We start from the raw sequence: 12,686 nt of genomic DNA, 5'->3' as shown, positions 1-12,686 counted from the left end.
ACCGCGGCGACGCCCCGCCGGACGTGATCGTCCACATGGGACGGATCGCTGGGCCGAACGGATGGAACGGCCTGGTGCTGCTGGACATGGCGTGCGCGGCCGGACTAGAACCACTGGTGCTGGGCCGAACAACGGCCTGCGGGGGACCAGCGATCCTCCCAGCCGGAGGCGCTCATGTACGTGCCTGCGTTGTTGTGGTTCGCGACGGCGGGAATCCTGCTCGCGCTCGTAGCCCGCGATCTGGCCTCGGGCTGGCTGGCGCGGCCCGAACCGTCGCCGCGCGCCGACGCACTTGCCGTCGGCGGCTACCTCCTGCTCGCCGCGCTGTTCGGCGCTGCGGTGCTGGCCGTCGGCGATGCCCGGAGCGCCGGGGCGTTCTTCGCCGGGTGGGGCAGTTCGCTGGCGGTGACGGTCGACGCGCTGGTGGTGTTCGTGCTGATCACCAGCGGGGCGCGGGACCGGCACCGAGTCGTGGTCCTCGGCGTGGCCGCTTCCGCGCTGGCCCGGTGCGGGCTGATCGCGTTCGGCATCCCGAGCGCCTCCGCCAACGCCTGGATCTCCGCGCTGTTCGGCGCCTGCGTGCTCGCGGCGGCGTGGCCGGTCTTCCGCCACGACGACGCGGCGACGCTCCCGGCCGTGCTGGGCAGGCCCGGGGCCGCACCGGCCGCGGCGGTGCTGGCGGCCGCTGTTCTCGCGCTGTTCTCGGTGTCGGCGGCGGTGACCGGCGGGGCGTACCTGGCGTTCTGCGCCGGCATGTTCTCCCTGCTCGGCTTCCACCGGCTGTTCCGCCTGGTCGCCGGGCTGGTCGACCGGATCCCGGACGCCTCGGCCGGGCTCGCGGTGGTGCTGGTGTTCATCGGAGTGAAGTCGGTGCTGGCAGGGGTGACCGGAACAGCGCCGGACGCGCAGGTGACGGTGCTGACGCTCGGGATGATCGCCGTGGTCGCCGCGCTGAGCGCGATCACCGCGGCGCGCGCGCCCTCGTCCTGACCCGGAATTCGCGCGGGCCGCCCGGCGTTCTGGAAGAACCACGAGATTCCGGTTGGAGGCCCGCGATGGCTTCGGAGGATCGGTTCGACGAACTGGACGCCTACTCGCGGACGGTGGCCGCCGTCGCGGCGGCGATCACGCCCAGCGTGGCGAGCCTGCACTCGTCCGGCGAATGGGGCGAGGCCGCCGGATCGGCGGTGGTGTTCACCGGCGACGGCTTCATGCTGACCAACGCGCACGTCATCGGCCGGGCCGGCGGCGGCACCGCGCGCTTCGCCGACGGCACCAGCACCCCGTTCACCGTCGTCGGCACGGATCCGTTCTCCGACCTGGCCGTGGCCCGGGCGGCCGGGCGAACGCCGCCGCCGGTCCGGCTCGGTGACAGCGACCGGCTGGTGGTCGGGCAGCTCGTCGTCGCCGTGGGCAATCCGCTCGGGCTGGCCGGATCGGTCACCGCCGGCGTGGTCAGCGGGCTGGGCCGGTCGCTGCCCGTGCGCAGCGGAAACGCGGCCCGGATCATCGAGGACGTGATCCAGACCGACGCCGCCCTCAACCCCGGCAACTCCGGCGGCGCGCTGGCGGACGCGCGCGGCGTCGTGGTGGGCGTGAGCACCGCGGTCGCCGGGGTCGGCCTGGGCCTGGCGATCCCGATCAACGCCACCACCCGGCGCATCGTCGACTCGCTGATCCGGGACGGCCGGGTCCGCCGCGCCTTCCTCGGCCTGGTGACCATCCCGGCGCCGCTGCCGGACGACCTGGCCGAACGCACCGGGCAGAACACCGGGCTGCGGGTGGTCGACGTGGTGCGGCAGAGCCCGGCGGCCCGGGCCGGACTGCACCGCGGCGACCTGGTGCTGACCGCGGGCGGCAGCCCGGTGCGCAACGCGCAGGGCCTGCAGCGGCTGATGTTCGCGGAGGCCATCGGCCGGCCGCTGCAGATCACGGTCACCCGCAACGGCGCGCTGGTCGACGTGATCACCGAACCCGTGGAGCTCCAGGACGGCCGGAGCCAGGCGGGCGGAGCGGGCCCGGCGGCATAGAGTCGGACAGTGCTCTCCGGATCCATCCCGGTCACGCCGGCGCTCGGCGTGGCCATCGCGTTGCTGCTGGTCACCGCCGCGGCGGTCGCCGGCCTGGGCGGGCTGGCGCGATACCGCGACGTGCTGTTCGCCGGCCTGCGCGGCGCCGTGCAGCTGCTCGTCGTATCGCTGCTGATCGCCTACATCGTCCGGTGGACCGCCCTGGCGGCGCTGTTCATCGTGCTGATGTTCGCGATCGCCGCGCACACCGCCGGGCGGCGGATCACCGGTGACCGCACGTGGCTGTGGTCGGCGCTGCCGATCGCCGTCGGCGTCGCCCCGGCGGTGCTGCTGCTCGTCGTCACCGGCGCGGTCCCGCTGACCGGGCTGGTGCTGATCCCGCTGGTGGGGCAGCTGATCGGCGGCGCGCTGGTGGCGACCGCGCTGGCCGGGCGGCGGCTGCTGGACGAGCTGCAGCAGCGGCGCGGCGAGGTGGAGGCCGCGCTGGCGCTGGGGCTGGTGGACCGCGCGGCGCGGCTGGAGATCGTTCGGCCGGTGGCCGGCAGCGCCCTGGTGCCCGCGCTGGACCAGACCCGCACCGTGGGCACCGTGACGCTGCCGGGGGCGTTCGTCGGGATGTTGCTCGGCGGCGCGAGCCCTGTCCAGGCCGGGATCGTCCAGCTGTACGTGCTGGTGGCGCTGCTGGCGGTGGAGTCGGTGGCGATCCTGGTCGTGCTGGAGATCGTCGCCCGCGGCCTGCTGACGCGCACCGGAGCGGGCCTATTCTTCCGGGCATGACGGACTCCCGGCGATGGCCCCTGCACGGCCGGGCCGCCGATGCGGCGCTCGCGCTGGTGGTCGCGGCGATGGTCGTGGGTTCCGGGCTGCTGCGGTTCCCCACCACGTTCGCCGACTTCCACCTGCTGGACGGCCTGCTGATCGCCGCCGCCTGCGCCGCCCTGCTCCTCCGCCGCCGGTTCCCGGTGCCGGTCGCGCTGTTCGCGCTGGTGGCGTGCGGTTTCTACTACCCGCTGAGCACCTTCGACGGGCCGCTGGTGCTGGCCTTCGCGGTCGCGCTGTTCACGGTGGCGGCCGAGGGGCACACCGCGGTGGCGGCGGTCCTCGCCGTCGCGGCGATGCTCCTGGTCGGCTACGGCGAGGTGGGCTCCGGCCGGCGGCACCTCGACAACACTTCGACGTACCTGCTGGCCGGGTGGCTGGTCGCGGCGGTCGCGATCGGCGGCCTGGTCCGCAACCGCCGCGCCTACCTGCGCGAGGCCGAGCAGCGGATGCTGGCCGCCGAGCGGGAGAAGGACGAGGAAGCGCGCCGGCGCGCCAGCGACGAGCGGTTGCGGATCGCGCGGGAGCTGCACGACGTGCTCGGCCACCACATCTCGCTGATCAACGTGCAGGCCGGGGCCGCGCTGCACCGCCTCGACGCCGATCCGGGCCAGGCGGAACCGGCGCTGGTGTCCATCAAGCAGGCCAGCAAGGACGCGCTGCGCGACCTGCGGGCCACGCTCGGCGTGCTGCGCCAGGTCGACGAGGCGGCACCGACCGCGCCCGCCCCGAGCCTGGCCCGGATCGACGCGCTGGTCGAGCAGGCCGGGGTCACCGGGCTGGCGGTGCGCACCGAACTCGCCGGGCCGGTCCGGCCGCTGCCGCCGGAGGTCGACCTGGCCGGCTACCGGATCGTGCAGGAGGCGCTGACGAACGTGACCCGACACGCCGACGCGCGCACGGCTTGCGTGCGGATCCGGTATTCCGATCATGATGTGCGGGTGGAGATCGACGACGACGGAGCCGGCGCAGCGGGCCGGAACACCCACCGGGGCAACGGGATCCGGGGGATGGAAGAACGCGCGCACGCGCTCGGCGGGGAATTCTCGGCCGGGCAGCGCCCGTCCGGCGGTTTCCGGGTGCACGCCCGCCTGCCTTGGAGGAATGCCACGTGATCCGGGTGCTGCTGGCCGACGACCAGACGCTGGTGCGCGCCGGTTTCCGGTCGATCCTGGGCAGCGAGGACGACATCGAGATCGCGGCGGAGGCGCCGGACGGCGCCGAGGCGGTGCGCCGCGCCGCGGAGTTGCTGCCCGATGTCGTGCTGATGGACATCCGGATGCCGGACCTGGACGGGCTGGAGGCGACCCGCCGGATCGCCGCCGACCCGAAGCTGGCGGCGGTGAAGGTGATCATCCTGACCACCTTCGACCTGGACGACTACGTCTATGCCGCGCTGCGCGCCGGGGCCAGTGGCTTCCTGGTCAAGGACACCGAGCCGACCGAGCTGATCCACGCGGTGCGGGTGGTGGCCCGCGGTGACGCGCTGCTCGCCCCGGCCATCACCCGGCGGCTGATCGCGGAGTTCGCCGACCGCTCCGACCGGCCGGCGCCGCACCCCCGGCTGAACTCGCTCACCGACCGGGAGCGAGAGGTGCTGACGCTGGTGGCGCGCGGCCTGTCCAACGACGAGATCGCCGAGCGGCTGGTGCTCAGCCCGGCAACGGCGAAGACGCACGTGAGCCGGATCATGAGCAAGCTCGCCGCGCGCGACCGGGCGCAGCTGGTGGTCTTCGCCTACGAATCCGCGTTGATCACGCCGGGCTGGCTGGAGTAGCACAACTCCAGGCGTAAGGGATCGCCCCTAGGGCGCAACCGCGGCGGTAGTCGAAGTGTCCGCTCAGGACTGACGACCCGGGGTGCACCTCGCCGCCAGTGTTGTCGGCGTGAATCCCGAGACCCTCGACCTGGCGCGCCTGCAGTTCGCCCTGACCGCAGGCGGCCACTTCCTGTTCGTCGCCCTGACCATCGGACTGGCGACGCTGGTGGCGTGCATCCAGACCAGGGCCACGCTGTCCCGGAATCCGGTGCACCAGCGGATGACCCGGTTCTGGGGCCAGCTGTACGTGATCAACTACGCCGTCGGCATCGTCACCGGGCTGGTGATGGAGTTCCAGTTCGGCCTGGCCTGGAGCGGGCTGACGCACCAGGCCGGCAACGTCTTCGGCGCATCGCTGGCGATGGAGACGCTGGTCGCGTTCTTCGTCGAGTCGACGTTCCTCGGGCTGTGGATCTTCGGCTGGGGCCGGCTGAACCGCTGGGTGCACCTCGGGCTGATCTGGGGCGTCACGATCACCGCGTACGCCTCGGCCTACTGGATCATGGTCTCCAACGGATTCCTGCAGAACCCGGTGGGCTACGAGCGGGTCGGCGACGAACTGCGGCTGACCGATTCCTGGGCCGTGCTGACGAACCCGGCGTCGATCGCGGCGTTCTGGCACATCCTGGGCGGAGCGCTCGTCACGGCAGGCTTCTTCGTCGCCGGGATCAGCGCCTACCGCCTGTTCCGCCGCGACCCGGAGGCGGACCTGTTCACCAAGTCGCTGCGGATCGGGGTGTTCACCGCGCTTCCGGCGTTGTTCGCGACCGCGACCGCGGGCGGGATCCAGTTCGACGTGCTCGGTGACTACCAGCCGATGAAGCTCGCGGTGTGGGGCGGCCGGCAGGCGGAGATCGCCCGGTTGCAGGCGGAACAGGTCGCCCGCTTCGGCGCGGGTGACTACGTGCCGCCGGAGGCGTGGGTGAGCGCCGGCGGTTCGGTGATGATGGCGGCGTTCGGGTTCATGTTCCTGCTGCTGCCGCCGAGCGCGCTGCTGGCCCTGTTCAGGCCGGTGGTCCGGCGGTTCCGGCCGTGGCACCTGCTGCTGGTGGCGGCGATCCCGCTGCCCTACATCGCGATGCTCGCCGGCTGGGTGTTCCGCGAGATGGGCCGCCAGCCGTGGGTGATCAACGGCGTCCTGCTCACCCGGGACGCGGTCTCCGACGTGTCACCGGCGGCGATGCGGGCATCGCTGGTGGCCTTCACCGTCCTCTTCGGACTCCTGCTGGTGGTGAACTGGGTGCTGCTGCTGCGCCAGGCCGGTCGCGCGCCCGACCAGGTCGCCCTGGGTCGCCCGGAGGCCGAAACCCGCCCGACTTCGATCACCGCGTCGCTGTGAGGAGACCGCTCGTGGAACTGCTGGCCGTCGTGGCGTTGGGCGTTTTCGCCCTCGGCTACTTCTTGTTGGGCGGTGCGGACATCGGGGTGGGCATGCTGCTGCCGGTGCTGGGCCGCGACGCGGCGCAACGCCGCCTGGTGATCGCCGCCATCGCCCCGTTCTTCCTCGGCAACGAGGTCTGGCTGGTGGCCACCGCCGGCGTCCTCGTCGGCAATTTCCCCGAACTGGAGGGAGAACTGCTCAGCGGCCTGTTCCCGGCGGTGGTGCTGCTGCTGTGCGGCTGGATCCTGCGCGACATGGGGCTGTGGCTGCGCGGCCGGGCGGACGCCCGGGCCTGGTGGGCGATCTGCGACGCGACGATCACCGGCGGCAGCTGGGCGGTCGCGCTCAGCTGGGGCTGGATGTTCGCGGGCCTGCTGGCGGGCCAGATCCACGCCGTGGCCACCGGGCCCGGCGCGGTGCTGGCGGCGGTCGCGATCGCGGCGGTGTTCGCGGTGCACGGGCTGGCCTTCGCCGCGCTTCGGCTGTCCGGGCCGCTGCACCAGCGGGCGAGGGCGTTGTTCGGGCGCGGCGACGAGCGGCGGGTGTTCGCGCTGACGTCGGCGGCGATGGTGGTGCTGTGCCTGGCGGTGGGGATCCGGCTACCGCTGCTGGACAACGCCGCCGATCCCGGCACGCTGGGACTGCTGCTCCCGGCGATGCTGGTGATCACGCCGCTGCTGATCGCCGCGCAGGCCTACTCGTGGTGGGTGTGCCGGGGCCGGGTGGAAAGGCCGTCGTACCTGTGAACAAGCGACTGCTGGGCCTGCTGCCCCGACCCGTCCTGATCGCCCTGGCGTGCCTGGCGCTGGCGCAGGGCGCGCTGATCATCACGCAAGCCGACCTGCTGGCCCGCGCCATCGCCCGGCTCGACCCCGGCTACCTGCCGTGGCTGGCGAGCGCGGTCGCGCTGCGCGCCTGCGCCGCGTGGGCCGGTGGTGCGCTGATCCAGCGCGCCGCGGCGGACGCGAAGGCGGCGGTGCGCCGCGACTTGGTGGCCCGCGCGGGCTCGCAGCGGTCGAGCGGATCGTTCACCACGCTCGTCACCAGGGGGCTCGACGCAGTGGAGCCCCTGCTCACCGGCGTGGTCCCGCAGTTGGTGGTGGCGGCGTCGGTGCCGCCGCTGGTGCTGGTGCGACTGGGCTTCGCGGACTGGTCCTCGGCGCTGATCGTCGCCGCGACCATGCCGCTGATCCCGTTGTTCGGCGCGGTGATCGGGCTGCGCACCCGCGACCTCACCCGGCACCAGTGGGCGCACCTCCGGCGGTTGGGCGGGCACTTCCGGGACGTCCTGGCCGGCCTGACCACCCTGCGGGTCTTCCGGCGGGCCGAGCACCAGGCGGCGGTGATCGGGCGGATGGCCGACGAGCACCGCCGGGCGACGATGGGCGCGCTGCGCGTGGCGTTCCTGTCCGGCTTCGTGCTGGAAGTCGTGTGCTCGCTGGCGATCGCGCTGGTGGCGGTGCCGATCGGCCTGCGCCTGCTCGCCGGCGGCCTCCACCTCGACACCGCCCTGCTGGTGCTGCTGCTGACCCCGGAGGCGCTGATCCCGTTGCGCGCGCTGGGCACCCGGTTCCACGCCGGGGCCGAGGGGATGGCCGTGGTCGAGGAGGCGTTCGAGATCCTCGACCGCCCAACGGGCGAGCCGGGCGGCCGGCGCCGCGCGACGGCGGGCGAGATCAGGTTCGACGAGGTGACGGTCCGCTTCCCCGGCCAGGAAACCCCGGTGCTGGACCGGGTTTCGTTCGTGGTCCGCCCGGAGGAGCGGGTCGCGCTGGTCGGGCCCAGCGGCGCGGGCAAGTCCACGGTGCTCCACCTGCTGCTGGGCTTCGTGGCACCGGAGAGCGGGCGGATCCTCGTCGACGGCGTCGACCTGCGGGATCTCGACATCGACCGGTGGCGACGCCGGGTGGCATGGGTGCCGCAGCACCCGCACCTGTTCGCCGGGACCGTGGCCGACAACATCCGCCTCGGCGCACCGGAGGCATCGATGGAGCAGGTGCGCGCGGCGGCTCGCGCCGCGCACGCCGCGGAGTTCGTCGGACGGCGACCGGAGGGCTACCGGTCCCGGCTGGGCGAGCGCGGGGCGGACCTGTCGGCGGGGCAGCGGCAACGCATCGCCGTCGCCCGCGCCTACCTGAAGGACGCACCGATCGTGCTGCTGGACGAGCCCACGGCGCGGCTGGACCTGCACAGCGAATCGGCGTTGGCGGCATCGGCGGCGACGGTGCTCAGCGGCCGCACGGCCATCGTGGTCGCGCACCGCCCCGCCCTGCTCGCGGTGGCCGACCGGGTGATCCGGATTCGCGGCGGCGTCGTCGAATCCTCGGCGGAGGTGGCGGCGTGATCGCGATGCTGCGGCTCTTCCGCGCGCCGCGGCTGCTGGCCGCGGTGGCGTGCGGAATGGTTGCCGAAATCAGCGCCGTGGGCCTGATGGCGTTGGCGGCCTGGCTGATCACCCGCGCCGCGGAGCAGCCCGCGCTGTCCGCGCTGAGCCTGGCGATCGTCGGCGTCCGCGCCTGCGCGCTGGCGCGCGGCACGTTCCGCTACCTGGAGCGGCTCGCCGGGCACGACGCCGCGCTGCGCGTGGTCGCCGAGCTCCGGCCGAAGGTGTTCCGGTCGAGGCTCGGGCGACCGCCGCTGCGCGACGGTGACGCGCTGGCGCGCCTGATCGCCGACGTGGACAGCGTGCAGGAGTTGCTGCTGCGCTGCCTGTCACCGGCGGCGATAGCGCTCGTCGTGGGCGCATCGTCGGCGCTGGTGTGCCTCGCGGTCGCCCCCGCGGCCGGGTTGGTGCTGGTCGCGGGCCTGCTGCTGGCTGGTGTGGTGCCGCTGCTCGCGGTGCCGATGACGGGCAGGAATCTGGCTGCGGCATCGGAGGATCGTGCGCTGCTCGCGGTGGCCAGTGCGGATCTCGTCGACGGCGCAAGGGAATTGGCCGCGTTCAACGCCACCGCCGGGGCGACGGCCCGAGCCGAGGAGCACACCGCGCGGATCGTCCGCCGCGAGCGGGCTTCCGCCCGGGCGACCGGCTTTCTGACCGCGGCCGGGATCGCGGTCCAGGGCCTGACCGCGGTGGGCGCGACGTGGCTCGTGCTGCTCGACGGTCGCCAGCAGGTCACGGCCGCGGTGGTGGGATTCCTGGCGCTGGCTGCATTCGAGCCGGTTCTGCCGCTCATCGAAGCCGCGCGCAAGTACGCCGAACACCGTCCGGCGTTGCGGCGGGTCGCCGAGCTGGTGACCGTCGCGCCGAAGCCGGACCCGCAGGCGAACGCGGGAAGGCTCGCCCTCCACGACGTGTCGGTGCACTACGCGGCTCCGGCGCTGAGCGGCATCGACCTGGTCATCGAGCCTGGCCGGACGGTCGCGATCGTCGGCGCCAGCGGGGCGGGCAAGAGCACCGCGCTCGGCGTCATGGCCGGGCTGGTCGAGCCGTCGACCGGGTGGGTCGAGCGCCCGGAAACCCGTGCGGTGACCCAGGACGCGCACGTCTTCGGCACCACCATCCGGGAGAACCTGCGGCTGGCCGCGCCGGACGCCACCGATGAGCAGCTGGCGCGCGCCTCGGCGCAGGCCGGACTGCTCGGCTGGATCCGCGGCCTGCCTGCGGGCTTCGACACGCTCGTCGGCGAGAGCGGCCAGGACATCTCGGGCGGCCAACGGCAGCGCCTGCTGCTGGCCCGGGCGCTGCTGGCCGACCCGCCCGTGCTGCTCCTGGACGAACCGGGCGAATCCCTGGAGACCGGGCTGGCCGACGAACTGCTCGCCGGTGTCCTGCGCGCGCGATCCGGCCGCACGACGGTCGTCGTCACGCACCGGCTGGCCTGCCTGCCGGAGTTCGACGAGGTGCTCGTCCTGGATCGCGGCCGGATCGTGCAACGCGGCCCGCACGACGAACTGGTGGCGGTCCCCGGCCCCTACCTCGATCTCTGGGAGGCGGAGCTGCTCGTCGGCGCCCGGTGATCGTTTGGTTGAAACGTTGACTGAATCGCCGCCGCAGCGCAGGATGATCGTTCACCGGACGCCGGGAAGAGGGGTGCAGCCGCGTTGACCCAGCAACGCCCAGCGGGCTTCTTCGCCGACCGCACGATCGGCGGGCTCGCCGAAGCACTGCGCGCCGGCGAGGCGACCGCGGTCGAACTGGCCGGGGCCGCCTTGGCTTCCATCGGAGAACTCGACGGCGAGCTCAACGCCTTCGTGACCGTCGACCGCGACGGCGCGCTGAAGGCCGCCGAGAAGGCCGACGCCGAGCTGGCCGAAGGTGTCGACCGGGGGCCGCTGCACGGGATCCCGGTGGCGGTGAAGGACATCATCGACGTCGCCGGCCTGCCCACGACCATGGGATCGGCGCATTTCGCGGCGAACGTGTCCACATCGGACGCCGAATGCGTGCAGCGGCTGCGCGACGGCGGCGCGGTGCTGGTCGGCAAGACCACGACGCACGAGTTCGCGTTCGGGGCCAGCGGCGACAGCTCGCACCAGGGGCCGTCCCGCAACCCGCACGACCCGAGCCGGGTCACGGGCGGATCCAGCGGCGGCAGCGGGGCCGCGGTCGCGGCCGGGATGGTGCCGCTGGCGCTGGGCACCGACACCGGCGGCTCGGTGCGCATCCCGGCGGCGATGTGCGGGGTGGTGGGCTTCAAACCGGCGTTCAACGCGATCCCGACCGGCGGCGTGTTCCCGCTGTCGCAGTCGCTGGACCACGTCGGCGTGCTGGCCAGGAACTCGCAGGACTGCCGGACCGGCTACCGGGTGCTGGCCGGGCTGCGCAACACCGTCAGCCGCGAAGCGGGGGAGACCGCGAGCATCGGCTGGATCGACCCGGGCACGCTGCACCCGACCGATCCGGACGTCGCGCGGACCGCCCGCGCCGCTCTGGACCTCGACGGCCTCGAGGTGCGGGACGTCGAGCTGAGCGACCCGGCCGTCCTGCACAAGGCCTTCGCGGGCATCCAGTACAGCGAGGCGTACGCGATCCACGCCGAACGCGTGGCGCAGAACCCGCAGCTGTTCACGCCGGACGTCCTGGAACGGCTGGAAGAAGCCGCGAAGACCGCGGGCTGGCAGCACGTGCGGGCGGTCGCTGCCCGCGATCGGTGGCGCGCCGAGATCGACGGCCTGCTCACCCGCGTCGACCTGCTGGCGCTGCCGACGACCTGCGTGGTCGCGCCCGCCATCGGTCAGCGCGAGATCGAGATCGACGGCGCCGCCGCGACGGTCCGCGGCGCCCTGGTGTCGCTGACAAAGACGTGGAACGTGGCGGGCATCCCGGCGGTCTCGGTCCCGGCCGGCACCATCGGCGACCTTCCGGTCGGCGTCCAGCTGGCGTGCCGGCCCGGGCACGAAGACCTGTTGCTGGCCGTCGCGGCCCGGATCACCGACGCCGCACGATGACCGCCGGGCGCGGTTTCGCGAGGACCGGCTGAAACGTCGACCTCTCGCGAAACCGGCGCCGGCCGGTCAGCCCTGCACGGCGGTCGCGACGGCCTTGCCGAGGTCCTCGGTGGTGGCCTTGCCGCCGAGGTCCGGGGTGCGCGGCGCCGACGCGTCGGACAGGACCTGCTCGATCGCGCGGACCACGTCGGCCCCGGCCTCCGGCAGGCCGAGGTGGTCCAGCATCATCGCCGCGGACCAGATCTGGCCGATCGGGTTGGCGATGCCCCGGCCAGCGATGTCCGGCGCCGAGCCGTGCACCGGCTCGAACGTCGACGGGTAGTCGCGCTCCGGGTTGATGTTGCCCGACGGCGCGACCCCGATCGTGCCGGTCACGCCGGGCCCGAGGTCGGAGAGGATGTCGCCGAAGAGGTTGCTGGCGACGACCACGTCGAAGCGCTCCGGCGTCATCACGAACCGCGCGCACAGGATGTCGATGTGGTCTTGGTCGACGGTGATGTCCGGGTACTCGGCGGAGATGGCCGCGAACCGCTCGTCCCAGTACGGCATCGAGTAGTAGATGCCGTTGGACTTCGTCGCCGAGGTGACGTGCGGCTTGCCGAGCTTGCGGGCCAGTTCGAAGGCGTAGCGCATGATGCGGTCGGTGCCACGCCTGGTGAACGCGGCGGTCTGCAGCACCATCTCGTTCGGGGTGCCCTCGCCCTGCCGCCCGCCGAGCTGGGAGTACTCGCCCTCGGTGTTCTCCCGGACCACCCAGAAGTCGATGTCGCCGGGCTCCTTGTCGCGCACCGGCGGCGTCACGCCCGGCAGCAGCCGCACCGGGCGCAGGTTGACGTACTGGTCGAACTCGCGGCGGATCGGCAGCAGCAGCCCCCACAGCGAGATGTGGTCGGGCACGCCGGGCCAGCCGACCGCGCCGAGCAGGATCGAGTCGTGGTCGCGCAGCCGGTCCAGCCCGTCGGCGGGCATCATGCGGCCGGTGCTGCGGTAGGTCTCGCAGCTCCAGTCGAAGTGCCGGAAGTCGAACCGCACCCCGTACTTCGCGCCGATCACCTCGAGCACCCGCAACGCTTCCGGCATGACCTCGTTGCCGATCCCGTCACCGGGCAGGACCGCCACTTCGTACTGCTGCAATCTGCACCTCGCGCCTCTCGGAGAACCGTTCCGATCGCCATCTAACGCCGCGGGCCCGCCCGCGGCCAAGACCCCGGGGCGAATCGCCGGTGGCGATCCGGCCCGGCAGCGG

11 protein-coding genes are annotated in these 12,686 nt (G+C 73.3%); 10 read left to right on the top strand and 1 reads right to left on the bottom strand.

The window, feature by feature from the left end; all coding sequences use genetic code 11:
* Nucleotides 1–174: 174 nt before the first annotated feature.
* The 10 genes from AB0H93_RS06960 to AB0H93_RS06915 all read left to right on the top strand — a co-directional run bounded on the left by AB0H93_RS06960 (nucleotide 175) and on the right by AB0H93_RS06915 (nucleotide 11,440).
* Nucleotides 175–990, top strand: a complete 816-nt coding sequence (locus AB0H93_RS06960; RefSeq protein ID WP_358568648.1) for a hypothetical protein — start codon at nucleotides 175–177, stop codon at nucleotides 988–990.
* Between the two features lie 65 nt (nucleotides 991–1,055).
* Complete coding sequence (locus AB0H93_RS06955) at nucleotides 1,056–2,030, top strand: trypsin-like peptidase domain-containing protein (RefSeq protein WP_358568645.1); 975 nt, start codon at nucleotides 1,056–1,058, stop codon at nucleotides 2,028–2,030.
* A gap of 9 nt (nucleotides 2,031–2,039) precedes the next feature.
* Nucleotides 2,040–2,807: an ABC transporter permease gene (locus AB0H93_RS06950; RefSeq protein WP_358568642.1), complete on the top strand. Its 768-nt coding sequence runs from the start codon at nucleotides 2,040–2,042 to the stop codon at nucleotides 2,805–2,807.
* Nucleotides 2,804–3,964 carry a sensor histidine kinase gene (locus tag AB0H93_RS06945; protein ID WP_358568639.1) on the top strand — a complete coding sequence of 387 codons (1,161 nt, stop codon included), beginning with the start codon at nucleotides 2,804–2,806 and terminating at the stop codon, nucleotides 3,962–3,964. Before AB0H93_RS06950 ends, AB0H93_RS06945 begins: the two co-directional genes overlap by 4 nt.
* Nucleotides 3,961–4,626, top strand: coding sequence for a response regulator transcription factor (locus tag AB0H93_RS06940; protein WP_358568636.1), 666 nt, complete (start codon nucleotides 3,961–3,963; stop codon nucleotides 4,624–4,626). The genes AB0H93_RS06945 and AB0H93_RS06940 overlap by 4 nt, the downstream gene beginning before the upstream one ends.
* A 109-nt stretch (nucleotides 4,627–4,735) precedes the next feature.
* A complete protein-coding gene (locus AB0H93_RS06935) occupies nucleotides 4,736–6,007 on the top strand; it encodes a cytochrome ubiquinol oxidase subunit I (protein WP_358568633.1) in 1,272 nt (423 codons plus the stop codon).
* An 11-nt stretch (nucleotides 6,008–6,018) separates the two neighbouring features.
* Entirely contained in the window at nucleotides 6,019–6,795 is a 777-nt protein-coding gene (locus AB0H93_RS06930) for a cytochrome d ubiquinol oxidase subunit II (RefSeq protein WP_358568630.1), read from the top strand.
* A complete protein-coding gene (gene cydD, locus AB0H93_RS06925; RefSeq protein WP_358568627.1) occupies nucleotides 6,792–8,393 on the top strand; it encodes a thiol reductant ABC exporter subunit CydD in 1,602 nt (533 codons plus the stop codon). Before AB0H93_RS06930 ends, cydD begins: the two co-directional genes overlap by 4 nt.
* Before the next feature lie 5 nt (nucleotides 8,394–8,398).
* A complete protein-coding gene (gene cydC / locus AB0H93_RS06920) occupies nucleotides 8,399–10,009 on the top strand; it encodes a thiol reductant ABC exporter subunit CydC (protein ID WP_358569500.1) in 1,611 nt (536 codons plus the stop codon).
* 84 nt (nucleotides 10,010–10,093) lie between these two features.
* The gene (locus AB0H93_RS06915) at nucleotides 10,094–11,440 is read left to right on the top strand and encodes an amidase (protein ID WP_358568624.1); all 1,347 of its coding nucleotides are present in this window, start codon (nucleotides 10,094–10,096) and stop codon (nucleotides 11,438–11,440) included.
* 66 nt (nucleotides 11,441–11,506) lie between these two features.
* Here the strand turns inward: AB0H93_RS06915 and AB0H93_RS06910 are convergent, their stop codons facing one another.
* Nucleotides 11,507–12,574: a tartrate dehydrogenase gene (locus tag AB0H93_RS06910; protein WP_358568621.1), complete on the bottom strand. Its 1,068-nt coding sequence runs from the start codon at nucleotides 12,572–12,574 to the stop codon at nucleotides 11,507–11,509.
* Nucleotides 12,575–12,686 lie beyond the last annotated feature (112 nt).

It is taken from the genome of Saccharopolyspora sp. NPDC050642, from assembly GCF_040654735.1.
Lineage (GTDB): Bacteria > Actinomycetota > Actinomycetes > Mycobacteriales > Pseudonocardiaceae > Saccharopolyspora > Saccharopolyspora elongata.
This window is presented reverse-complemented; position numbering and strand designations above follow the sequence as displayed.

What these genes read in the sequence shown, in the direction of transcription:
- AB0H93_RS06960 (WP_358568648.1), top strand. Translation starts at nt 175, where the DNA reads ATGTACGTGCCTGCGTTGTTGTGGTTCGCGACGGCGGGAATCCTGCTC.
- AB0H93_RS06955 (WP_358568645.1), top strand. Translation starts at nt 1,056, where the DNA reads ATGGCTTCGGAGGATCGGTTCGACGAACTGGACGCCTACTCGCGGACG.
- AB0H93_RS06945 (WP_358568639.1), top strand. Translation starts at nt 2,804, where the DNA reads ATGACGGACTCCCGGCGATGGCCCCTGCACGGCCGGGCCGCCGATGCG.
- cydC (WP_358569500.1), top strand. Translation starts at nt 8,399, where the DNA reads ATGCTGCGGCTCTTCCGCGCGCCGCGGCTGCTGGCCGCGGTGGCGTGC.